Origin of the sequence: Bacillus cereus group sp. MYBK30-2, from assembly GCF_051915945.1 — a bacterium.
In the GTDB taxonomy this organism is placed as follows: Bacteria; Bacillota; Bacilli; order Bacillales; family Bacillaceae_G; genus Bacillus_A; species Bacillus_A paramycoides.
Genome location: NZ_JBQAFR010000001.1, coordinates 1,183,483 through 1,202,630, shown reverse-complemented (window position 1 = coordinate 1,202,630; position 19,148 = coordinate 1,183,483). Strand labels below are relative to the sequence as shown.

Here is a 19,148-nt window from a genome sequence, read left to right as displayed (position 1 = left end):
TAAACATGTGTGTATTATGCCGTAATACAGGAATTATTCGTAAAGAAACTTATCCGGGTGTGATTGAAACGAACGGCTGTAATTGTGAAGTGGCAAAGCAACAACAAGAAGAAAATGATAAGCGTTGGAAAGCGTGGTTAATAAAATTTGAGTCAATGAAGCAAGAGTTGCAACGGAATCGACAACAAAAAGTTAGCTAACAAGAAAAAGGAGGATTTCAGTCGTATGAAGCCTACGAAAATTGAAATCGATGTTAAGGATAATAAAATTTATGTAGTCAAAAATGGTGAGGTTACTCCGCTGAATCCTCCAGCAACAGGATTTGGGGAACAAGTAATTACTTGGCAAGGTGGGAAAGTTGATCGTGTATCAACTACAAGCACAGAAAAAATTAAATAACTGGAGATGCGATTATGAAGCAATTAACAATTGATGATGTTATAGGTAGTTTCAGCTACAACGCGATAAGTACCAGTGAAAAGTTTTTGAATCCAAGCTATGAAGTACATTTCTACGATAAAGAGGAACGGCAAAAGATGGATTGCTTTGATGCTAAGACTGAAAATGAAGCTTGGAATGTAACGATAAAAGAACATGGAAAAGGTATTCAGAAGATTAGGATAACTCATTCAAACCGTACCAGAGCTGAATTTCTGGCACTAGATTAGGAGGGAAGCTAGTCAAAAACGTGTTGATGTGAAATAAAAAAGGCTAGGATTTCTCCTAGCAAAGAGTTATGTCGTACAGAAAGTTAGTCGTTTGCAAACCGGAGGCTTGCAAATTCATTATATAACGTTTCTAGGGTGGATTGATTGAATCATAGCAATCTTTACATAACTTTTACATGTGATTGATGTATTTGATTAAAAAAAAATTTGAATTTTATTAAAAAAGGAGAATGAGAAATGGCTGAGATTAAAACATATCGTTATACAGTACCATCAGTAAGCGGAGAGGGATGGGGAATATTTCTTTTTGATTCAAATGGAGCGGTTACAGCAATAACGGATTTTGGTAACTTTGCTAACCAGTTCTGTTTAACTGAAGGTGAAGATGTAAGGAAGTTTTTAATTGAAATGAGACCGGATCAAATGTTTTGCAAAATTGCCCGTAAAAGTGAAATTGATGAAGAACAAACGTTTAAGGATATTGAAGAAGCAATTTTAGAACAAACTGATGAATCGAAAAGTAAAAAAGAAAAAGAATCTCTTGCACAATTTAGAACTGATCTTGAATATATGCCTTTTGAATTTGCGCATTTTGATTGGTATCAAGGTACATCATTAGACGATGAAAATGCATTTCTTGTGAAAAAGTATCCAAGTGCAGCTGTAAGATTCTCAAACGAAACGTTCGTGAGATTACAAGAGAAGTTGAAAGCGGAATTATTAACAAATGTTTTATAACAAAAGCGTTATTTGAATAGAAAAGGGGAATGAGAGATGAGTGAATGCAAAGAGTGCGGAAAACCACATCCGTTTATTGATAGTAATTGCTTAGTGTGGACTTGCAATGATTGTGTTGAAAAGCAGGAAGAAAACTAAACAAAATAGTTATTTGAATTAGTTGTATTAATAAAAAAAGAGCCATATTAAGACTCTTTTTAAAAAGGTTTATTAATCATTTGTTTTCTAACCAAAACAAAAACTGTACCTGCAACAACACAGGTTGCATAGATTTTGCCACTTATGCCGCCGAAAAGTTCAAGTCCGAAAGGTAGTAGAAAAGTAGCAATTCCTACTATGTAAGCAAATATGCCGAATAATTTAGCTAGTTTATTTTTATCACCAATAAAAGTAGCATCTTGGTATCCGGCAATAAGAAATAATTGTTTTTTAATATGAATCAGATAACCCATTATTACAATGATTAGACCAACAAGTGTGCAAACTACAAATCCACTCATTATATTCACCTACCTTATTTAAATTTTACCATATTTAGGTTGATTTTTTATATGGTTAACATAGAAGTTCATCTTGTTATAAGGGGAAAACAGAATCAAAATGACGGAAATAGAGGAATTGAAAGCGAGTATTTTTTAATAAAATCCTTATTCTATATTAAAAACTGCCCCTAGGGACACAGGGGCAGAAATTATATAGGGTTGCAAAGGGAAGTTGCAAAGTCTTATAAAGCGTAACACACATATTTGACCATAGTGGTTACAAAAGTGTAACAAAATCTTTATTTTATTAATTTGTAGGTTGATACAGTTCCCCAAACGAAAAGAACCAAATAAAAAAGCCTTTGTAGTAGACCTGCAGGTAAGGGGAAAAGAAAAACAAGTGAGATAAGGATTGTTATTACTATTAAGCTTAGTAAGCAGAAATATGTCCATTTTCTAGTTTTTTTAAGATTCTTAGCAAAAATAAATAGTCCTGGAAATACAGTAAGCATACCTATCCAAACTAGAATAGAATGTCCAATTAGGTTTACATCTGCAGGAATTAATCCTGAAACTATAGTGGAGACTCCTATTATAAGTATAAAAAATGTTGCTATTTTATTAATTCTTGTTTTTTCTAGATGTTGTGAAATATAAAGTACTCCAATACAAAATGTTATTCCATTAATGATAAAGAGTAAATTCATCCAAAAATGATTAGGGGAGCATATTTCATAAGGGGCTATTTCGTAGGTGAATTCTCCACAGGTTGTTACACCTAGATCACTCATTGCATGATGCAAATAGTTATAAGGTGCTGTAGAAGTGAAAATAAAGAAAGGTTCAATTAAAAAGTATAGGCAAGTTGCAATCCAGCTAAATAAACCAATCCTATTTGATATAAACATTAGATGCCTCCTTTGAAAAAAGTATATTTCCATTATAGGTGGTTACATCATAAAAAGTAAAAAATTTCAAGTTGAGAGTCGATAACCCTGTTCAATAATATAGGGTTTTCTAGACAAATGTGTTTAGCGGAAAGACGTATAAAAAATGGATGGGGCAAAACTAAACAAAATCGTTATTTGAGAGAAATAGAATTATTTCAAATGTTGTAGCTGTGATTCAGCTAACCCTGCGCCAATAATAGCACCAATAATTAATGCGCAAGCAATTAAAATACCTAAAAAAATTAACATAGCAAAAGTAATTTTTTTCGCTGTATCTCCTTTCGGAGCAAGAATAGCTAAAACAATTGAGATAGGTATTAAATAAATTAAGTAATTGTTTGTATGCCCAGATAATGAAGCAAAAAACACGATTGAAGTTAAAAACATTGAAATGTAACCAAAGTATTCTCTCATTGCTTTATCCTTTCTTGAAAAAATGAATTATACAGATTATACCATAAACAAAGTGAATCAAAGTGAGTTTTCAATAAAAACGCTATTTGAATAAAAAGAAGTTAGATAAGGATGAAGAATAGTCATCTCTTATGCTGGGGAGGTTAACGGATATCCAAATTAATTAAGGGTGATTATATGTTGAAAAGTAAAGTGATTAGTTTGTTTTTGGGAATTTTAATAGCAGTTTTATTTTTAAAGCCGCTAGATACCAAAGCAGTTAATATTGATAATCAAGATTTTTATGATTCTTATAATACTTTATTAGCACCATATGCAAGCAAAGTTATCAGAAATAAGCTTGGGCCAAATCACCAATATAGTTTAACGGACGCAAAAATTTTAAAAGTTGAACGGTTTCCAAAAGAAAACTTTAGTTTTATCGTTACAGTTCAATATAAAACTTATATAGGGGCTCATAACCCTCCGAATGGCATAGAAACCATTACTTTTAATATAGATCCAAGCGGAGTAAAGGTTATAAATTTTGTTCATAAAGATGCTTAAAGAGGAAATGATATTCTTCATACATTGATCAGATATATATATGAATTAATAAATATAATAAAAATTTCATTTTGTAGAAAAGGGGAATGGATATGCGGGCGTTAGGTACATTGATTGTGATCCTAGCATTATTCGGACAGGCTTTTGCATATAAAGCAGGATTCCCTGTGCTCATGCTAACGCTCATATGTAGTTATGGTATAGGTGTTATTGCGTACGAAGATGGTAAAAAGAGCAGCTAGCAAAAGCTAACTGCTCGGATCCAATGGGGTTGGAGAAAAAATTATTATATGTAAATTAAAATGTCCTTTATTAATAATAACATTCCTATAAAAAGTAAGATGTCAGTGAAAATCAAAATGGTATTTTTCTTTTGTTTTTTAAACTCTTTTACTAAGGAAAAAATTGAACAAATTGCTACAAACGTAAAAATAATAAGTAGTATTGTATTTTGCATTTTTTACACTCCTAATATTCTGTTGAATTCATTATATTAAATTTTTGAGATGTATTGTGAGTTTTTAATATGAATTAAGAAAGATTTAAGCTTGGTTTAAACGAAATAATCCTTTTGTGGGGAAAAGGACTTTATAAAATAGGTACAATTCACGTTTAGATTATTTTTGAATGTAATAGTATCAAAAGGAGTAAAACGCTCCAAAATGGAAATGAGAGATGTTTGTATGAAAGGGATGAGAGGAATGGAAAATGCGAAGAAAAAGAAAACAAGAAAAGCTATCGCTCGTCGTGCGATAGCCGTTGATAAATACCAAGTTAATAAAGCTTGGAGAAACATCTTTGTGCAGGCTGGTATTATCAAATAAATGAAAACAGAATACAGTCCGGCTAGAAAACTAGAGGACACCAATTCATTAAAGCAGTAATTAAAGCTGTTTTAGGAATAGGTGTCCTTTTTATTTTGAAAAGGGAGATGGGGAAATGAAGGCACTAAGAGATCAGCTACGTGAGTGGAAAAAGCAATCAAAACAAAAAACTAAGAAAAAACGAAAAGAGAAGTTAAGCACTCGTGATATTGAAGGTTTAATGGGAATCCATGGACCACGTTATGAACGCAGACGTGGAGCATTAAGACAAAAATAATTTAAAAATAAAAAGGAGTGGTCTTACATGACTAAACAATTATCTTTCTTACCAAAAATCGATAGAACAGCAACACAAGAGGAATTAGAATGTGTGTTGGAAAGCGTACGTATACATAGACAATTTGGGATGATGCGTAAAGAAATGAAAGTCACTCCTTCTTATGAAATACGTGAGCATGGTCCAACACATGCAGTTGGAAAACCATTAGAAGATGTTGCTATAGCAAATATTCAACAAAGCAAACGAGAAGAGTGGCTTGAAAGAATGTCATTACGTATTGATCAGTTTCTAAATCGATTAGGGAACGGACGGGCAGGAAGCATTCAAAGAGAGATTATTTATAAACGTTATTTAGAAGAAGAGGACGTATGTGATTACATGGTATATAACGAAATAGGGATGTCAGAGCGTACGTATCGACGTTGGAAGTCTAAAGCGTTTTATAAACTTGCTTTTGCACTTGGGTTAGAAGTTTACGAGACAGAAGAAACTGGAGGTAATGAATAATGAATTTCGTTCAACCAATACGTGATCCAGAGAACATACAGCTAATCAAAGAATATTTAAAAGAAAAAAGCGAGCGTAATTATATTTTGTTTGTGATGGGAATTAATACTGGTCTACGTATTAGTGACATTTTAAAACTGAAGGTTGGAGATTTAAAGGGAAGCCATATATCCATGCGTGAAATGAAGACGGGTAAACAAAAACGAATTGAGATTACACCTACATTGAAGAGGGAATTGCGCTGGTATATAGAAGAAAGAGAAGACCACGAATATCTAATCCGCAGTAGGCAAGGGACAAATAGACCTATCGGAAGGAGCATGGCTTATAAGATTCTTAGAAAGGCTGCTGAAGAGTTTGGGCTAGATGAAATCGGGACTCATACATTACGCAAGACATTTGGATATCATATGTACAAGCAAACAAAGAACATCGCATTACTTATGGAGATATTTAATCATTCTTCAGAAAGGGTTACATTACGTTATATAGGTGTGAATCAGGATGTCATGGATAAAGCTATGAGGAAGTTTAAGATATAATAATATAACGTTTTTTGTTTTGCATTTGAAATTTTTTGATCTATAATTGTAGTGGCTCATTAATGTAGAGTACATTTATATAGCGAAGAAGAAATTTCTTAAATATATGCTATTTAAGAATAAAGTGTTTTTAATGTGAAATTGATAAGGTATGGGGAGGATTAATTTGGATAATGTATGTTTATTGATAGGAAATGGATTTACTATAGATTTTATTAGAAATGAAAGGAGAAATAAAAAAATAAACCTGGACTCGTCTAAACCTTTGAGTAATTTTGGGAGTGAACGAATTTCTTATGAAAGTTTCATAGATAAATTACCTCTTATTAGAGATCATTTAATCCCTTTATCGAAGCGATTAGGGGATGATTTTGAAGCTATTAGAATGTTTTTAGAGATTGAAGATTCCCCAGATGAATTTGAAGAAAGAGATTATCAGCTAAGAAGATTCCTAGCTCTAAGTTATTCTTTGCTTCAATTAGAATTAGAAAACAATATATGGGAAAATTGGCCATGGTTGAAGTGGTTAAAAAAATATAAGAAAAATTTAAGTTGTGCCATATCTTTTAATTACGATACCTTACTCGAAAAGTATTTAAAACTTGTAGAATATCAAAATCCTTATAGAAGAATAGGGGTTCTAAATGAAGGGCTTATTAATTCTTTGCCTATAATTAAGCCTCATGGATCAATAGAATTCGACCTGGCGGAAAATGTAATACAAATGGATGAAGAATCAGCTTGGAATTCTAGGTTCTCTAATAATCAAACTTTCATCAATGGAGAAGCAGTGGTTACAGCGCTTCCTCAAGATAAGTGGATTTCACCGCGTCTTCAACCAGATATTATTCCTCCAACACAAGAGAATTACAACAGATTAAAGATTGATTGGGTTAAATATTGTTTTGATTTTTATGAGCAGCATAACCAAAGGTTTCCTATTAATCATTTTGTTATTGTTGGACATTCCTATTCGGAATGTGATCGAAAAGAGATAAATTTATTTATAGATAGTCTAACGCCGGGTTGCAAGTTTTATATAGTCAATAGAACATATGACGAAAAGATAAAAGAATTGATTGACTATATAAAGGAAAGAAAACATATTGTTGTTACTGAACCGGGAACAGAACCACCTAAAATATATCTGGAGTCTTTAAAGAATAAGTTAACTAGTGTCTAAATAATATAAGCATTAAGAGATTTAGAAATGAAACTTATGTGAAAATATTGAGTTTTTATATTAGTATTACATAGAAATTTAAAGTAATTATGTTAGGTGAAAAAGATGGCTGGTAAGCCGTCTTTTTTGTTTTTTAACTCAAGTTAATCATTTTTTTTGTGATGTGTAACTCAAAAGGGGAAGTATTATGAAGCTATGAATATCAAGGGCTGTAGCGTTTGGCTTAGTTACACAAAATATAAGATATGGGTAAGTCATTAAAGTAATGTTTTTCCTTAAATATTTTGATGATAGAATATTTATAGGAAAGAGGTGCTAAGTATGGGAAAAAAAAGAAGATATCTAAAGAGGGAAAATAAGAAAAAGCAGAATAGAGATGTGTTAGGTAAAAAAAGTGAAATAGTTCCTTATCGATATGAAATACCAAAAGTCGATCAGGAGTATATAGCTTCATATAGAAGAATACAAGAAGAAAACAGATCAATGCAGGAGTTAGGAAAAAACTTACAAAAACAATTCAAACCAATGCTGGAGTTTGGGAAGAGCGTACAAGAACAATTCAAACCAATACTGGAGCTTGGGGAGAGCGTACAAGAACAACTCAAACCAATGCTGGAGTTTGGGAAAAACATACAAGAACAATTCAAACCAATGTTGGAAATGCAAAAAAGAATACAAGAACAATACCAGCCATTATTCGAACAAATAAACAAATACAAAAATATAAATTGGGATATATTGAATCAAGCTGTAGCAGAAGAATTAAAACAGATTGATAGGGTTTTATTTGAACATGAAAAAGAGTATTGGTGTTTAGATATGGAGATTGCCACATCCTTAGTTAACGGTAATGTAAAAGAGGAAAATTTATCAAAGTATGTGGAAGGAAATCTGGAAGCATATGTGGCAGAAATGATTCGAAATCCTATGTATGAAATTCATGTAACTTTAATTGAAGAGGCTTATGAAGCCTACAAACTAGGTTTATATAAACTATGCATTATGCCATTGTTTGCAGCGTTTGAGCATGTTATTACCTTTTGGATTAAGGGGGACATAACAAAAGAAATGATATCAATTAAGTCTAATCCTAAAATAAGGGGAATTTATAAAAAGATTAAGCCGGAAGAATATCGTGAGCTAGAGATAGAAAAAATTAAAAGTGTCTTTGTTGCATCAGTTCTTAGAACTTTTCACAATACATTTATTACAGCTCCGGATGAATTAGGAACAAACCTTAATCGTAATTCAATAGCTCATGGTTTTCATGACTATAATACTCTTTCTAAGGTAGATGCACTTAAATTATTCCAATTACTTAAATCGGCTTTAATATTACAGTTTGTTAGTCCGAAAAAAGTGGCAGAGTAGTGACCGCTTTTTGGCAGGAAATGTGCCGGTTGTTTTGGAATCAACGTGATATATTTGTATTGTGAGAAGTGGCGGAAAACACAACTCACTATGTTGTTTCTAAATTTCTAAACGGCTTCATTATGGCGGCACATAAAATCCGAAACCAGCAGATGGTACTGATTGGATGTTACCGTTAATGAGGAGAGCTTTTGCTCTTCTTCCAGTTACTTAATAATGTTACAGCAGATCACGCAGTATCATTAGGTGACTGGAAGAAGGATAAAACTTCACATACCGTATTCTATTGTTCGAATGATTTCTAACGCTTTCATGAAATTTAAAAACAATGGAAATGGGAGAGATAACAGATGTTAAATAAAGTATTTAATATGGATTGTTTAGAAGGTATGAAGATGATCCCAGACAAAAGTGTAGATATGATTTTGTGCGATCTGCCTTATGGGACAACTGCTTGTAAATGGGATAGTATTATTCCATTTGATCTATTGTGGCAGCAATACGAAAGGATTATAAAAGATAATGGAGCTATTCTTTTAACTGCAAGCCAGCCATTCACAACAAAATTGATTGCTTCAAACATTAAATTGTTCCGTTATGAATGGATCTGGAAAAAAAGAAATCATGTAACAGGTTTTCCGAATGCAAATAGAATGCCGCTAAAAAACCATGAAAATGTACTCGTATTTTATAAGAAGTTACCTAAATATTATCCGCAAGATTTAATCTTATTGAATAAGCCAATCAAAAAAGAAAGAATAAACAACATGAAAGTATTCGGCAAGCGAAACAATGAATCCTTAAATAAGGTGCATGTAAAGAAATATACCAACTATCCAAAGTCTGTTATAGATTTTCCGAGAGATAGTAAAACATTTCATCCGACACAAAAACCTGTAGCATTATTTGAATATCTGATTAAGACTTATACAAAGGAAGGCGAAACAGTATTAGATAATTGTATGGGTAGTTTTACAACTGCTATTGCGTGTATTAATACTAACCGAAATTACATTGGATTTGAAATGGATGAAGAGTATTGGAAACTAGGCAATGAACGAGTAACTGAACATTTGGAAACAATTAAGCATCCATAACGGATGCTTTTTATTTTACAAAGAAAAAAGCCCTGGATAGGGCTATATGATTTTCTTCATACCACATTGACGACATTCTCTTAAGAAAATGAAATCTTTAACGGAACTTTTGAATGCGGTATTGCCACAATTATCACAGCGACCGCTAATTTTATCAGGGAACTCTTTGTATGTGTATATTTTGCTTAGATCGTATTCTTGTTTAGGTTCCTTATTTTTCATTTGTTTCACCTACATATCAATCTGAATTAATATAGCTTAACCATAATAACACGAAGCGTTCGCATAGTGGATGTTTTTATTTTGGAGGAGGATGGTAACAGTGAAACTTTATTATGTGACAAATGGATATACAGGTAATAGCCAAGTTCATGTATACGTCATTGCGGAAAATGAAGATAGAGCAAAAGAATTAGCATCCGAAAAGTTTAAAGATGATGCTAGAAATGAAAGTTATGAGCGTGAGGTTGAATTGTTTAAAGGTATAGGACGTTCAATAGATGGATTAAAAGAATACCGTTATGATGAAAAGTATTGGACTAATTTAAAAGTTTATTGTGAAGCGGAAGATACTTCAAAAGAATTCGCTTCGGATGTAAATGATTAAACCAATATCAATTATCGTAGGCGCAACCTTAATATGGTTAGCGTCTTATTTGTTGTTAAGGAAAGATAAGGGGTGAGGATAGATGGATAGCGACTTATGCAATGTAATTGGTGTAAACGAAGCCGCATCTATTCTTAATGTATCACCTGGTCATGTTAAGAACTTATGCGCTCAAGGAAAGATTGTAGCAAAGAAGATAGGCAAGACATGGGTAATTGATAGATTAGGATTAAGAGGAGAGAGGATAGTTCATGCAACCTCTAACAATACAAGAGATTAATAAACTATATGAGCAAGATAAAATCATTAAGTTCTATAAGCATCCATATTGGAGGAAGCATATAAGAATATTAGCACTCGAACGAGATAATAGCGAGTGTCAGCGTTGCAAACGCAATGGTAAACAATCACAAGGCAAAAACGTCCATCATTTAGAAGAGTTACATGATAGACCAGATTTAGCTTATGTTCTATCCAACTTAGAAACGCTATGTATTCGTTGTCACAATGATATACATGATAAGTATCACAACATAGTAAAGAAACATTGCACGATAGTCGATGAGGAAAGATGGTGAGCGTGTGGACAGACTAACGATACAAGGTAATACATATAACATAGAAGTTATCGATTGTTTAATTACTACTAACAATAATGATATGAACGTTATTGAATATGAAATGTATATGAAGTTTAGAAGTGATATCTACACAACATACAAACAGATACGTCACATATGTAATCCAAGAGCATGCGAGAAGACTACACTTGAAACTGTAAAGAAGAGTCTACGTGAACATTGGCTAGAACTTTATCTAAACATGACGTTAACAGAAGCTCACATTGTTATAGAATATGCTGAGCTATTTTTCGGTTTAGCTATAAAATAATTTGAAACAAATTTCCTGAGACACCCCCCGGGTAAAATATAGAAACAATTTTGCTGGGGGACCGAGCAACGCGGGGGGGAGATTTGTCTTTTTATTTTTTGCTTTTCGCGCGTGAGACAGAAAAAATCGCAAAAAAATACCATCCCTTTATTTGGATGGTGAAAAATTTTGATATGCATTTGTGATCTGTATGCAGTTGCTACTGTTTCCTGCTAAGTAAAAATATACACGACTATTTTCGTTCTTTTAAGTAATGTTTTTAAAATTAATCTTCGAAAAAATCTAATAAAAAAGCGGGGTGATGATATTGTGAGCGGAAAACAAAGTAAATATAAATTAGCGTTCAAAGATTTCTTAGAAGGCGTTAAATACAAGGATATTGCGAATAAATATAGTGTATCTGTTAGCACTGTTAAATCATGGCGTAGCCGTTATTGGGAAGACATGATAAATGAAAAAGGTCTAAAAAATGTTTCAGAAAAGGTTGCAAAGCTTCAAAAGAGCAGAGAAAAAACGCTTAGAAATAAAATAAGAGATGATTTATATGAGCAACTTGGCACAAACGGTATCATACACGCTCATTTTATGGATTTAGTAGAAGATTATATGTCATTTTGGGATATAAAAAATAAATTGATAGCTGATGTAAAAGAACGCGGTGTTTCAGTTTTAGGTGCTAATGGATTTATGAAGAAAAACGATAGCATTAACGAGCTGAATAAAACTAATACACAAATGTTAAAGATTCTTAATGAGTTAGGCCTTAAAGCGGTAAGCGAGGATGATGACGATGACGCAGAAGTCTAATCTTCCTTATAAATATCATCCTTTTATTAGTGAGTATATGCATGCTGTGGAAAGCGGGGCTATTCGTTCCTGTAATGAACAGAAGCAATTAATGACCTTAGTTCGAAAAACTTTAGATGATCCAAATGTTTATGTGGATGTTCAAGCTATTGAAGATAGTGTAAATGTTCCAGCTAAGTATTACCCATTCAAATTATTTACCTGGCAACGTTTCGTAAATGCTTGTGTATTCGGCGTTAGATATAAAGATAATAATCGTCTGGTTTGGAATCAAATCTTAATTTTAATGGGTCGTGGTGGCGGAAAAAATGGTTATGCTGGATATTTAAACTTCTATATGCTTTCTAAACAATTTGGTATTGATCGTTATCATATTGAATGGGTCGCAACGTCAGAAGAACAAGCAAAAACTACTTTTAATGACGTAAAAGATGTAATAGAAAACCCTAAAAATAAAGTTTTAAAGAAATCTTTCAATGCTACAAAGGTACTTATTCAACATAAAACAAATAAATCTCATATGAATTTCAATACTTCTAACGCTAGAACAAAAGACGGTCGTCGCCCTGGTTCAGTTTGGTTTGATGAAATTCATGAATATGAAGATTATAAGTCGATTAAAGTATTCCGTTCGGCTTTAGGTAAAGTAAAAGACGGTCGAACATTCTATTTAACTACCGATGGATATGTTCGCGGTGGAGTTTTAGACGACTACAAAGAAAAGGCACGCATGATTCTAAGTGGCGAAGTTGAAAAGAGCAAGATTTTCCCCTTCATCTGCAAATTAGATTCTGAAGAAGAAGTTGAAGATATTGCAAACTGGGAAAAAGCGAATCCTTCTATTCGAGATAACACGGAATTATTCGAAACGATGAAAGAAGAATGGGCCGATTGTCAAACATCTATTCCGATGCATGTTGAGTTCATGACAAAAAGGATGAACATTCCTAAACAGTTATTTCAACATAAAATCGCTACTTATGAGGATATTCTTGCTACGGATCAAGAATTACCAGACAATTTGCATCAATATCAATGCGTTGGTGGTGTAGATTTCGCTGAATTACGCGACTTCTGTAGTGTAGGTTTGTTATTTAAGGTGAATGGTAAGCGTATTTGGATTCACCACACGTTTATATGGCACGAAGCGTTGAAAATGCAGGATATAAACCAGGACATCATTGATATAGGAGTGGAAAAAGGACTATTCACCATTGTGTATGATAAAGAGATAAAACCAGAACGAGTTGTCAATTGGTTCTTAGATAAAGCGAAAGAATACGATATTAAATACATCGCTATTGATAAATTCCGTTCCGTAATCTTGCAGCCTTTATTAGAACAAGCTGGTTTTCATGAAAAAGTAAAGGTAGTACGTCGTGGCCAATATATCCATGCCATGTTAGATCCATTAATTCAACACTTATTCATCAATCAAAACTTAATTTTCCACAATGACCCTGTTATGAGATGGTATTGTGGCAATATTTATGTGGATGAATTAGGGAACGGCTCAAAAGAATATAAAAAAATCGACCCTGTCAAAAGAAAAACTGACGGGTTTTTTGCATTCACTCATGCTTTAAATTTTGATGGAGAGATTGAAGACTATGCAATTGATATTAACGATATGCAAGTATGGTCATTTTAACTAAGGGAGGTGAGGTAATTGGGAATTAGAACAATAGTTAAAACGCTTTTTGGTGGTGGTAGTAGTGAAATTCCAGATCCAGATTGCCAAACGTTGCAATTAAAAGCGGAAATAGCTTACAAGAAACTGTATGTTAACGCTGCTATTGATTTAATTGCACGTTCGTTGATCGCCTGTGACTTTGAATCGTATAGGGACGGAAAGCTAAAAAGGAGTTTGAATTATTATCAATTGAATGTATCACCGAACAAAAACCAAAGCGCTCACGAATTTTGGGTAAAGTTTGTTCACGAGCTTGTTTATGAAAACGAGGCGTTGATTGTCCCTGTAGGTGATGAAATGTGGATAGCTGATTCATTTTATCGCGAAACTACGAATGGTTTAACAGAGTTTACGTATCATTCATTGTCAATTAACGGTGAAATGTTAACGAAAACTTATAAAGAAAGCGAAGTCTTGTATTTCCGCCTTTCCCAGGAGTCTATTAATCAGGTTATTGATAGCTTGTATAACTCATACGGATTACTACTAGCAAAAGCCATGTCTGATTATAAGGGGAACGGAAAACTTAGATTTTTAATTAAAGGACGTTTCATGAATGGATTAACTGATGAGAACGGAAAAGCAACACAAGCACTTTTCGAGGAAAAGATGAGAGATTATACAAATCCCGAAAAATTTGCATCTGTTTTGTTTTTGCCGGAGCAAGTTAATTTAGAAGATCAGAGTAAAGACCCACAAAAAATGGATACACGAGACATTAAGAATCTAGCAAAAGATATGCTAGATTTTGTGGCTGTCGCTTTCCATATTCCACCATCTTTATTAAGTGGTATAAGCGAAGGTGGAATCTCTACTTCTGGTAATCCTACTGGTGACCTGGATAATTTCATACTTTTCTCTGTTAGACCAATCGGCGAAATGATTGCTAACGAGTACAACAAAAAGATGTTTACTAGAGATCAATTTTTAAACAAAACTTATATCAAATTTGACATGAAGAACTTCAAATTGTTTGACCTAACCAAGTTCGCAAACGCTGTGGACAAACTATTCGCCGTTGGTGGTCTTAGTATTAACGATGTAATTGAGCGATTAGGTGGAGAATTAATCGATGAAGATTGGGCTAAGGAACGTTATGTCACTAAGAACTATGAGAGAGCAAGGATAAGCGGAACTATGGAAGGGGGTGAAAATGATGGAAATGGAAAAGATTCAACCGAAGTTCCTAATGATGGAGAATCAGGAGAACAGTAAAAAAGTTGTTGCTTATATGCATGGAACAGTTGGTGCTGGGTGGTGGGGCGATATTAACGCTAAAAAGACTCGCGAAATGTTCGATAACATTGACGCTGACGAAATTGAATTACACATTCATTCAGGTGGTGGTGATGCTTTTGAAGGTATTGCGATTTGTAACTATTTGCGAAGCCACAAGGCCCAAGTTACTGCAGTTGTTGACGGAATTGCAGCGTCAGCAGCTTCTTTAATCGCAATGGGTGCGGACAAAATTATCATGCCATCTAATACAACAATGATGGTTCATAGAGCTTCAACTTATGCGTACGGTAATGCTGACTCATTAGAGAAGCAAGCCAAAATGTTACGTGACGTAGATGATGCGTTAATCCAAACGTATCGAAATCGTTTTAACGGTGAATTCCACGAATTAGAAGCGTTATTAGATAATGAAACTTACATGACTGCTGAAACAGCTAAATCCTATGGTTTCTGTGACGAAATCGTGGATTCTATTGAAATAAGTGTGGATATCGAAGAAGAAGAGATTGTTGAGGAACCGGAAACAGAAGAAGCGGTTGCTATTGAAAACGAAAAAAATAAACGTGTTCAAAATGCTGAAAAAGCATCTAATTTTATGGCTTCATTACTAAAAACTATTAAATCATAGGGGGAACTTTACAATGGGTAAAGACTTAGAATCAAAAATTGCAAATCGACAACAATTAAGCGAGGTATTAGCGTCTGGTACGCCGGAACAAGTAGATAATGCATTAATTCAATTTGCTGAAGGTATTCAAAATGAAATTTTACAACAAGCGTCTGTACAATCTAGCGATCAAGCAATCTTAGCTGCACGCGGCGGACGCGCTTTAACTAGTCAAGAAACAAAATACTACAATCAAGTAATCGCTGGTAATTCATTTGCAGGAACAGAAGCATTAGTGCCACCAACTGTAATCGAGCGTGTATTTGAAGAATTAACACAAAATCATGAGTTGTTAAACGAAATCAACTTTGTTAACGTGGGCGCTTTAACTGAATGGATTCTTAAAAAGGGTGACGTTCAAACAGCGTTCTGGGGCAAATTATGCGCTGCTCATAAAGAACTTTTAGACGAAGGTTTTGAAACGATTGATGTTAATCAATACAAACTATCCGCTTTCATGCCTGTATGTAAAGCAATGTTGGATCTTGGCCCGGTTTGGCTAGATCGTTATGTTCGTACTGTATTAGTAGAGTCATTAAAAATCGCTCTAGAATTAGCAATCGTTAATGGTACTGGTAAAGATCAACCAGTCGGTATGTTAAAAGACTTACTAACAGTGACTAACGGCGTTCACGCTGATAAAGCGGTAACAGGAGCACTAGAAAACTTCTCTCCATTCACTTTAGGAAACATTATGGCTTTGCTTACAAAAGACGGCAAACGCAATCCAGAAAACGTGTTACTAATTGTTAATCCAGTAGATTACTGGGCTAAAATTTTCGGTTACACTACACGTCCTAATGCTGATGGAACTTATGCTTACAACGTCCTTCCAATCCCAGGTAAAATCGTTAAATCTAATGCAGTTCCAAAAGGCAAGTTAATTGCTGGTATGGCGAAAGATTACTTCTTAGGATTAGGTGGAGCACAACGTTTAGATGTTTACGATCAAACACGAGCTATCGAAGATGAAGATTTATATATCGCTAAAATGTACGCTAACGGACGTGCTGAAGAGAATCTTTCATTCTTAGTTTATGATATTTCAACAATGAAAGACCCAGGTACAGCGGTGACTACTCCAGCACCTACTAAATAAGGAGTGATCCTTTATGAGTGATAATCAATTAAAGGCGACGTTACAGTCGCCTTTTGATTTGTTAGAAGATGTAAAAGGAGCACTAGCAATTACGTGGGACGAGGAAGACAGTAACATCGTAAAGCTGATAGATCGTTCTGTTTACTGTATTAATGATTTAGTAGGCGTTGAACTTGATCTGAAAGTCAACTTATCCGCACGAGAGTTAGTTATAAACCGCATTCGCTACGAGTATAACAACGCTCTTGATCAATTCGAACCTAACTTTTACCGTGAATTATCAAGGCTGATTCTACATGTAGCTCTTAAAGAGAGGGGAGTGTAATGGCAATCGAACGGCATAGAAAAACTTACAATGATGGGTTTGTAAGTGTCATGGAGAAGAAAACCATTCGAAATGCTACTAAAAAAGTAATCGGATATGAAAATGTCGAGATTATTGAGCTTAAATTTGCGGAACTTTCGTGTCGTGAAGTTGATATTCAACTTGTTAATAGCATGGGTAAACAGTTAGATATGAAGATTGAGACGTTGTTTGCTCCTATTTTAAAGAATAAAGATGTAGATAACTTAACTGTAAAATTGCGAAATGTTCCCTATAGCGTCATTAAAGCTGATCGTTCTAAAAACAATATGTATTTATATTTACAAAAGGTTGGTGGTCTTGATGACACTAGATGAATTAATTGAAAAATATAATATTAAATTGGTTGAACACTTAGAGTCGTTCTTCAGTGGATCTCAAGTTTACCAGGACATTGTGCAAGAAGATGAAGCTAATCTATCCACAATTAATCATGTTGTGTTTGAAACTGGCGGATTCGAAAGAACAGGCGCTACAAATTACAACCAAGAAGTTACTGTTTATTTCTTCTCGGAAAATAGAGAAGACTTGGACATCTTGCAATTAGAATTCATGAGTAGCCTTGCTAAAACTGGTCATACCTGCAATAAATCGTTCAAAGACAGAATGAAAAAGAAAGATACTGAATTCTTTGTGGACGTACTCACATTTGAATTGACGAGGAACATCAAAATTGTCTGCTAAATTTAGCGTTGATTCGGCGCAATTTGAAGCGTATCAAAGGAACATTGAGCGATTACCGAACGTTGCAGAGAAGATCATTAATGAAGAGTTAAAAAAGAAAATATCACCTATTATGCAAAAATCTATCCTGGGTTTAATACCGATTTCAGATAGAAAGAAACCACACGCAAAACTTTCTAAATCGATTCAAGGAACTTTAAAAGAAAACCTAACTTTAACCTTAAAACCTAAAGCTAAGTACGCATATCTAGTATTTCCTGATTTGGGTGTTGGTAAAAGCAAGGGGAATGATCCTGAAAGATTTATGGAGTTAGGTGTGGATAGAGAAACAAACAAATCTGTTGAAGAGCTTAATAAGGCCTTGATAGCAGAAATTAATAAAACATTAGGAGGAAATTAAATGCCAGTTACAGTTGATGTGTTTGATGCAGTCGAGATTAAGAATGCAAGTGTACTTTTTAAAGGTGCAACGATAACAGATCCATTCGGTTGTGTGGGTAAATTAGATGCAGAGACAGAAATTAAATCTATCGAAAAGAAATGCGGTGGCGTTACGGAAAAGAAAAAATCAAAGCCAACGCAATTAACAGTTAAAATTAGCGGCCATATGAAACTGAAAGTTATTCGTGACGTTTTCGGTATTTCAAATACTGGATTAATCACAGATGTATACGCATACGGAATTGATAGCATCGGTAAAGATTTTGCATTCGTTGCTGAAGAGAATGATATTTTTGAATCAAATAAGCGTTTAATTGCATTCCCTAACTGCTCGGCTGCAACAGGTTTCGTAAAGAGTGTAGAAAACGGCGCGGAAGAACTAGCAGAATTTGAATTAGAAATTACTGCATTACCAGATCGATATGGAAAATTCTATTATGAAGGTATCAATTTAACAGAAACAGTTGCACAGGCTTGGTTAACTAAATTTGATCCTGCAAGCTTACAAAAAACTGGGGCTTAATATATCCATATAAATTCTATTAAAGGCGCTCTTTATGAGTGCCTTTTAATTTTGATAATAGGGAGCGAAATCACATGAAAAAAGAAATCATTTTAACTAACGGTGAAACAGTTGCAATCAATGCAAATTTAACAGCCTTAACTCTTTTCAAACTTGAAAAAGAAGGTGTTATTGATAAATCATTTTTAGGAACTTTATTCAATGCTGGTGGAATTCAAAACGTTGATTTATTAGACACTTTCAGAACTGTATATGCTGCATATAGACAAGCGAACCCAATTGAATATATGGAATTTGAGGCATTCATGGAAGTATACGAAGTTGACATGTCGGAATCATTCCAAATTTTCGGAGTGATCATGAAAAAAGAACGCCAGAACAAAATGTCTAGCGGATTTGAACATAAAACAAAAGGAAAAAAGGCTTAACTCTTCCTAAGTTTGAAATAGAAACGGTTACTGATTTATACAGTTTATACGTTTTTATTTTTGAAATTGATCGGGAGGATTTCTGGAATCTACCTTTAAGTGA

Annotated in this window: 32 protein-coding genes; 28 read left to right on the top strand and 4 right to left on the bottom strand. The window is 33.9% G+C overall.

The window, feature by feature from the left end; all coding sequences use genetic code 11:
• Nucleotides 1–5 precede the first annotated feature (5 nt).
• The 4 genes from ACTFQM_RS06265 to ACTFQM_RS06250 all read left to right on the top strand — a co-directional run bounded on the left by ACTFQM_RS06265 (nucleotide 6) and on the right by ACTFQM_RS06250 (nucleotide 1,406).
• On the top strand, nucleotides 6–200 hold the full coding sequence (locus tag ACTFQM_RS06265) for a hypothetical protein (protein WP_440033792.1): 195 nt from the start codon (nucleotides 6–8) through the stop codon (nucleotides 198–200).
• A 25-nt stretch (nucleotides 201–225) separates the two neighbouring features.
• Nucleotides 226–399 (top strand): DUF3954 domain-containing protein, encoded by a 174-nt coding sequence (locus ACTFQM_RS06260; protein ID WP_440033791.1) that lies wholly within the window; start codon nucleotides 226–228, stop codon nucleotides 397–399.
• 14 nt (nucleotides 400–413) lie between these two features.
• Nucleotides 414–668 (top strand): hypothetical protein, encoded by a 255-nt coding sequence (locus ACTFQM_RS06255; RefSeq protein ID WP_440033790.1) that lies wholly within the window; start codon nucleotides 414–416, stop codon nucleotides 666–668.
• A gap of 237 nt (nucleotides 669–905) precedes the next feature.
• A complete protein-coding gene (locus tag ACTFQM_RS06250; protein WP_440033789.1) occupies nucleotides 906–1,406 on the top strand; it encodes a hypothetical protein in 501 nt (166 codons plus the stop codon).
• Between the two features lie 197 nt (nucleotides 1,407–1,603).
• Here ACTFQM_RS06250 and ACTFQM_RS06245 read toward each other — a convergent pair whose 3' ends face one another.
• From ACTFQM_RS06245 to ACTFQM_RS06235, 3 genes are all read right to left on the bottom strand, one after another.
• Nucleotides 1,604–1,906, bottom strand: a complete 303-nt coding sequence (locus ACTFQM_RS06245; RefSeq protein ID WP_440033788.1) for a DUF3784 domain-containing protein — start codon at nucleotides 1,904–1,906, stop codon at nucleotides 1,604–1,606.
• A 281-nt stretch (nucleotides 1,907–2,187) separates the two neighbouring features.
• Complete coding sequence (locus ACTFQM_RS06240; protein ID WP_427356302.1) at nucleotides 2,188–2,796, bottom strand: DUF998 domain-containing protein; 609 nt, start codon at nucleotides 2,794–2,796, stop codon at nucleotides 2,188–2,190.
• A 192-nt stretch (nucleotides 2,797–2,988) separates the two neighbouring features.
• Entirely contained in the window at nucleotides 2,989–3,252 is a 264-nt protein-coding gene (locus ACTFQM_RS06235) for a hypothetical protein (RefSeq protein WP_440033787.1), read from the bottom strand.
• A gap of 177 nt (nucleotides 3,253–3,429) precedes the next feature.
• Between ACTFQM_RS06235 and ACTFQM_RS06230 the strand changes: the two genes are divergently transcribed.
• The 9 genes from ACTFQM_RS06230 (at nucleotide 3,430) to ACTFQM_RS06190 (ending at nucleotide 9,602) form a co-directional block, all read left to right on the top strand.
• Nucleotides 3,430–3,798 (top strand): DUF3888 domain-containing protein, encoded by a 369-nt coding sequence (locus ACTFQM_RS06230; RefSeq protein ID WP_440033786.1) that lies wholly within the window; start codon nucleotides 3,430–3,432, stop codon nucleotides 3,796–3,798.
• Between the two features lie 92 nt (nucleotides 3,799–3,890).
• Nucleotides 3,891–4,040, top strand: a complete 150-nt coding sequence (locus ACTFQM_RS06225; protein ID WP_440033785.1) for a hypothetical protein — start codon at nucleotides 3,891–3,893, stop codon at nucleotides 4,038–4,040.
• Nucleotides 4,041–4,499: 459 nt separating this feature from the next.
• Nucleotides 4,500–4,622, top strand: coding sequence for a DUF3983 domain-containing protein (locus ACTFQM_RS06220; protein WP_440034394.1), 123 nt, complete (start codon nucleotides 4,500–4,502; stop codon nucleotides 4,620–4,622).
• A gap of 115 nt (nucleotides 4,623–4,737) precedes the next feature.
• Nucleotides 4,738–4,899 carry a hypothetical protein gene (locus ACTFQM_RS06215; protein ID WP_440033784.1) on the top strand — a complete coding sequence of 54 codons (162 nt, stop codon included), beginning with the start codon at nucleotides 4,738–4,740 and terminating at the stop codon, nucleotides 4,897–4,899.
• A gap of 27 nt (nucleotides 4,900–4,926) precedes the next feature.
• The gene (locus tag ACTFQM_RS06210; RefSeq protein WP_440033783.1) at nucleotides 4,927–5,409 is read left to right on the top strand and encodes an ArpU family phage packaging/lysis transcriptional regulator; all 483 of its coding nucleotides are present in this window, start codon (nucleotides 4,927–4,929) and stop codon (nucleotides 5,407–5,409) included.
• Nucleotides 5,409–5,951 (top strand): site-specific integrase, encoded by a 543-nt coding sequence (locus tag ACTFQM_RS06205; RefSeq protein ID WP_440033782.1) that lies wholly within the window; start codon nucleotides 5,409–5,411, stop codon nucleotides 5,949–5,951. Before ACTFQM_RS06210 ends, ACTFQM_RS06205 begins: the two co-directional genes overlap by 1 nt.
• 166 nt (nucleotides 5,952–6,117) lie before the next feature.
• Nucleotides 6,118–7,134, top strand: a complete 1,017-nt coding sequence (locus tag ACTFQM_RS06200; protein ID WP_440033781.1) for a hypothetical protein — start codon at nucleotides 6,118–6,120, stop codon at nucleotides 7,132–7,134.
• Nucleotides 7,135–7,455: 321 nt separating this feature from the next.
• Complete coding sequence (locus ACTFQM_RS06195) at nucleotides 7,456–8,505, top strand: hypothetical protein (RefSeq protein ID WP_440033780.1); 1,050 nt, start codon at nucleotides 7,456–7,458, stop codon at nucleotides 8,503–8,505.
• A gap of 350 nt (nucleotides 8,506–8,855) precedes the next feature.
• Nucleotides 8,856–9,602: a DNA-methyltransferase gene (locus ACTFQM_RS06190; RefSeq protein WP_440033779.1), complete on the top strand. Its 747-nt coding sequence runs from the start codon at nucleotides 8,856–8,858 to the stop codon at nucleotides 9,600–9,602.
• 42 nt (nucleotides 9,603–9,644) lie between these two features.
• On the opposite strand, the gene ACTFQM_RS06185 is transcribed toward ACTFQM_RS06190, so the two are convergent.
• Nucleotides 9,645–9,824 carry a hypothetical protein gene (locus tag ACTFQM_RS06185; RefSeq protein ID WP_440033778.1) on the bottom strand — a complete coding sequence of 60 codons (180 nt, stop codon included), beginning with the start codon at nucleotides 9,822–9,824 and terminating at the stop codon, nucleotides 9,645–9,647.
• A gap of 100 nt (nucleotides 9,825–9,924) precedes the next feature.
• On the opposite strand from ACTFQM_RS06185, the gene ACTFQM_RS06180 reads away from it, so the two are divergent.
• The 15 genes from ACTFQM_RS06180 to ACTFQM_RS06110 all read left to right on the top strand — a co-directional run bounded on the left by ACTFQM_RS06180 (nucleotide 9,925) and on the right by ACTFQM_RS06110 (nucleotide 19,045).
• A complete protein-coding gene (locus ACTFQM_RS06180; RefSeq protein ID WP_440033777.1) occupies nucleotides 9,925–10,209 on the top strand; it encodes a hypothetical protein in 285 nt (94 codons plus the stop codon).
• Nucleotides 10,210–10,291: 82 nt separating this feature from the next.
• Nucleotides 10,292–10,489, top strand: coding sequence for a helix-turn-helix domain-containing protein (locus ACTFQM_RS06175; protein WP_440033776.1), 198 nt, complete (start codon nucleotides 10,292–10,294; stop codon nucleotides 10,487–10,489).
• A complete protein-coding gene (locus tag ACTFQM_RS06170) occupies nucleotides 10,461–10,787 on the top strand; it encodes an HNH endonuclease (RefSeq protein WP_440033775.1) in 327 nt (108 codons plus the stop codon). The genes ACTFQM_RS06175 and ACTFQM_RS06170 overlap by 29 nt, the downstream gene beginning before the upstream one ends.
• A gap of 82 nt (nucleotides 10,788–10,869) precedes the next feature.
• On the top strand, nucleotides 10,870–11,100 hold the full coding sequence (locus tag ACTFQM_RS06165; RefSeq protein WP_440034393.1) for a hypothetical protein: 231 nt from the start codon (nucleotides 10,870–10,872) through the stop codon (nucleotides 11,098–11,100).
• A gap of 309 nt (nucleotides 11,101–11,409) precedes the next feature.
• The gene (locus ACTFQM_RS06160) at nucleotides 11,410–11,907 is read left to right on the top strand and encodes a P27 family phage terminase small subunit (RefSeq protein WP_400527554.1); all 498 of its coding nucleotides are present in this window, start codon (nucleotides 11,410–11,412) and stop codon (nucleotides 11,905–11,907) included.
• On the top strand, nucleotides 11,882–13,558 hold the full coding sequence (locus ACTFQM_RS06155; RefSeq protein WP_400527555.1) for a terminase large subunit domain-containing protein: 1,677 nt from the start codon (nucleotides 11,882–11,884) through the stop codon (nucleotides 13,556–13,558). Before ACTFQM_RS06160 ends, ACTFQM_RS06155 begins: the two co-directional genes overlap by 26 nt.
• An 18-nt stretch (nucleotides 13,559–13,576) precedes the next feature.
• Nucleotides 13,577–14,815, top strand: coding sequence for a phage portal protein (locus ACTFQM_RS06150; protein WP_440033774.1), 1,239 nt, complete (start codon nucleotides 13,577–13,579; stop codon nucleotides 14,813–14,815).
• Nucleotides 14,757–15,467 carry a head maturation protease, ClpP-related gene (locus tag ACTFQM_RS06145; protein ID WP_440034392.1) on the top strand — a complete coding sequence of 237 codons (711 nt, stop codon included), beginning with the start codon at nucleotides 14,757–14,759 and terminating at the stop codon, nucleotides 15,465–15,467. Before ACTFQM_RS06150 ends, ACTFQM_RS06145 begins: the two co-directional genes overlap by 59 nt.
• 13 nt (nucleotides 15,468–15,480) lie before the next feature.
• Nucleotides 15,481–16,605, top strand: a complete 1,125-nt coding sequence (locus ACTFQM_RS06140) for a phage major capsid protein (protein ID WP_440033773.1) — start codon at nucleotides 15,481–15,483, stop codon at nucleotides 16,603–16,605.
• A 13-nt stretch (nucleotides 16,606–16,618) separates the two neighbouring features.
• A complete protein-coding gene (locus tag ACTFQM_RS06135) occupies nucleotides 16,619–16,930 on the top strand; it encodes a hypothetical protein (protein ID WP_440033772.1) in 312 nt (103 codons plus the stop codon).
• Nucleotides 16,930–17,286, top strand: coding sequence for a phage head-tail adapter protein (locus ACTFQM_RS06130; RefSeq protein WP_440033771.1), 357 nt, complete (start codon nucleotides 16,930–16,932; stop codon nucleotides 17,284–17,286). The genes ACTFQM_RS06135 and ACTFQM_RS06130 overlap by 1 nt, the downstream gene beginning before the upstream one ends.
• Entirely contained in the window at nucleotides 17,273–17,653 is a 381-nt protein-coding gene (locus ACTFQM_RS06125; RefSeq protein WP_440033770.1) for a hypothetical protein, read from the top strand. The genes ACTFQM_RS06130 and ACTFQM_RS06125 overlap by 14 nt, the downstream gene beginning before the upstream one ends.
• Nucleotides 17,643–18,053 (top strand): hypothetical protein, encoded by a 411-nt coding sequence (locus ACTFQM_RS06120; RefSeq protein ID WP_440033769.1) that lies wholly within the window; start codon nucleotides 17,643–17,645, stop codon nucleotides 18,051–18,053. Before ACTFQM_RS06125 ends, ACTFQM_RS06120 begins: the two co-directional genes overlap by 11 nt.
• Nucleotides 18,054–18,617 (top strand): phage tail protein, encoded by a 564-nt coding sequence (locus tag ACTFQM_RS06115; protein ID WP_440033768.1) that lies wholly within the window; start codon nucleotides 18,054–18,056, stop codon nucleotides 18,615–18,617.
• Between the two features lie 74 nt (nucleotides 18,618–18,691).
• Entirely contained in the window at nucleotides 18,692–19,045 is a 354-nt protein-coding gene (locus ACTFQM_RS06110) for a hypothetical protein (RefSeq protein WP_440033767.1), read from the top strand.
• The last annotated feature ends 103 nt before the right edge of the window (nucleotides 19,046–19,148 follow it).

What these genes read in the sequence shown, in the direction of transcription:
- ACTFQM_RS06110 (WP_440033767.1), top strand. Translation starts at nt 18,692, where the DNA reads ATGAAAAAAGAAATCATTTTAACTAACGGTGAAACAGTTGCAATCAAT.
- ACTFQM_RS06175 (WP_440033776.1), top strand. Translation starts at nt 10,292, where the DNA reads ATGGATAGCGACTTATGCAATGTAATTGGTGTAAACGAAGCCGCATCT.
- ACTFQM_RS06225 (WP_440033785.1), top strand. Translation starts at nt 3,891, where the DNA reads ATGCGGGCGTTAGGTACATTGATTGTGATCCTAGCATTATTCGGACAG.
- ACTFQM_RS06125 (WP_440033770.1), top strand. Translation starts at nt 17,273, where the DNA reads ATGACACTAGATGAATTAATTGAAAAATATAATATTAAATTGGTTGAA.
- ACTFQM_RS06135 (WP_440033772.1), top strand. Translation starts at nt 16,619, where the DNA reads ATGAGTGATAATCAATTAAAGGCGACGTTACAGTCGCCTTTTGATTTG.
- ACTFQM_RS06115 (WP_440033768.1), top strand. Translation starts at nt 18,054, where the DNA reads ATGCCAGTTACAGTTGATGTGTTTGATGCAGTCGAGATTAAGAATGCA.
- ACTFQM_RS06220 (WP_440034394.1), top strand. Translation starts at nt 4,500, where the DNA reads ATGGAAAATGCGAAGAAAAAGAAAACAAGAAAAGCTATCGCTCGTCGT.
- ACTFQM_RS06260 (WP_440033791.1), top strand. Translation starts at nt 226, where the DNA reads ATGAAGCCTACGAAAATTGAAATCGATGTTAAGGATAATAAAATTTAT.
- ACTFQM_RS06140 (WP_440033773.1), top strand. Translation starts at nt 15,481, where the DNA reads ATGGGTAAAGACTTAGAATCAAAAATTGCAAATCGACAACAATTAAGC.
- ACTFQM_RS06195 (WP_440033780.1), top strand. Translation starts at nt 7,456, where the DNA reads ATGGGAAAAAAAAGAAGATATCTAAAGAGGGAAAATAAGAAAAAGCAG.
- ACTFQM_RS06245 (WP_440033788.1), bottom strand. Translation starts at nt 1,906, where the DNA reads ATGAGTGGATTTGTAGTTTGCACACTTGTTGGTCTAATCATTGTAATA.
- ACTFQM_RS06205 (WP_440033782.1), top strand. Translation starts at nt 5,409, where the DNA reads ATGAATTTCGTTCAACCAATACGTGATCCAGAGAACATACAGCTAATC.
- ACTFQM_RS06130 (WP_440033771.1), top strand. Translation starts at nt 16,930, where the DNA reads ATGGCAATCGAACGGCATAGAAAAACTTACAATGATGGGTTTGTAAGT.
- ACTFQM_RS06265 (WP_440033792.1), top strand. Translation starts at nt 6, where the DNA reads ATGTGTGTATTATGCCGTAATACAGGAATTATTCGTAAAGAAACTTAT.
- ACTFQM_RS06155 (WP_400527555.1), top strand. Translation starts at nt 11,882, where the DNA reads ATGATGACGATGACGCAGAAGTCTAATCTTCCTTATAAATATCATCCT.
- ACTFQM_RS06255 (WP_440033790.1), top strand. Translation starts at nt 414, where the DNA reads ATGAAGCAATTAACAATTGATGATGTTATAGGTAGTTTCAGCTACAAC.
- ACTFQM_RS06165 (WP_440034393.1), top strand. Translation starts at nt 10,870, where the DNA reads ATGAACGTTATTGAATATGAAATGTATATGAAGTTTAGAAGTGATATC.
- ACTFQM_RS06250 (WP_440033789.1), top strand. Translation starts at nt 906, where the DNA reads ATGGCTGAGATTAAAACATATCGTTATACAGTACCATCAGTAAGCGGA.
- ACTFQM_RS06240 (WP_427356302.1), bottom strand. Translation starts at nt 2,796, where the DNA reads ATGTTTATATCAAATAGGATTGGTTTATTTAGCTGGATTGCAACTTGC.
- ACTFQM_RS06210 (WP_440033783.1), top strand. Translation starts at nt 4,927, where the DNA reads ATGACTAAACAATTATCTTTCTTACCAAAAATCGATAGAACAGCAACA.
- ACTFQM_RS06230 (WP_440033786.1), top strand. Translation starts at nt 3,430, where the DNA reads ATGTTGAAAAGTAAAGTGATTAGTTTGTTTTTGGGAATTTTAATAGCA.
- ACTFQM_RS06145 (WP_440034392.1), top strand. Translation starts at nt 14,757, where the DNA reads ATGGAAATGGAAAAGATTCAACCGAAGTTCCTAATGATGGAGAATCAG.
- ACTFQM_RS06170 (WP_440033775.1), top strand. Translation starts at nt 10,461, where the DNA reads ATGCAACCTCTAACAATACAAGAGATTAATAAACTATATGAGCAAGAT.
- ACTFQM_RS06235 (WP_440033787.1), bottom strand. Translation starts at nt 3,252, where the DNA reads ATGAGAGAATACTTTGGTTACATTTCAATGTTTTTAACTTCAATCGTG.
- ACTFQM_RS06185 (WP_440033778.1), bottom strand. Translation starts at nt 9,824, where the DNA reads ATGAAAAATAAGGAACCTAAACAAGAATACGATCTAAGCAAAATATAC.
- ACTFQM_RS06215 (WP_440033784.1), top strand. Translation starts at nt 4,738, where the DNA reads ATGAAGGCACTAAGAGATCAGCTACGTGAGTGGAAAAAGCAATCAAAA.
- ACTFQM_RS06190 (WP_440033779.1), top strand. Translation starts at nt 8,856, where the DNA reads ATGTTAAATAAAGTATTTAATATGGATTGTTTAGAAGGTATGAAGATG.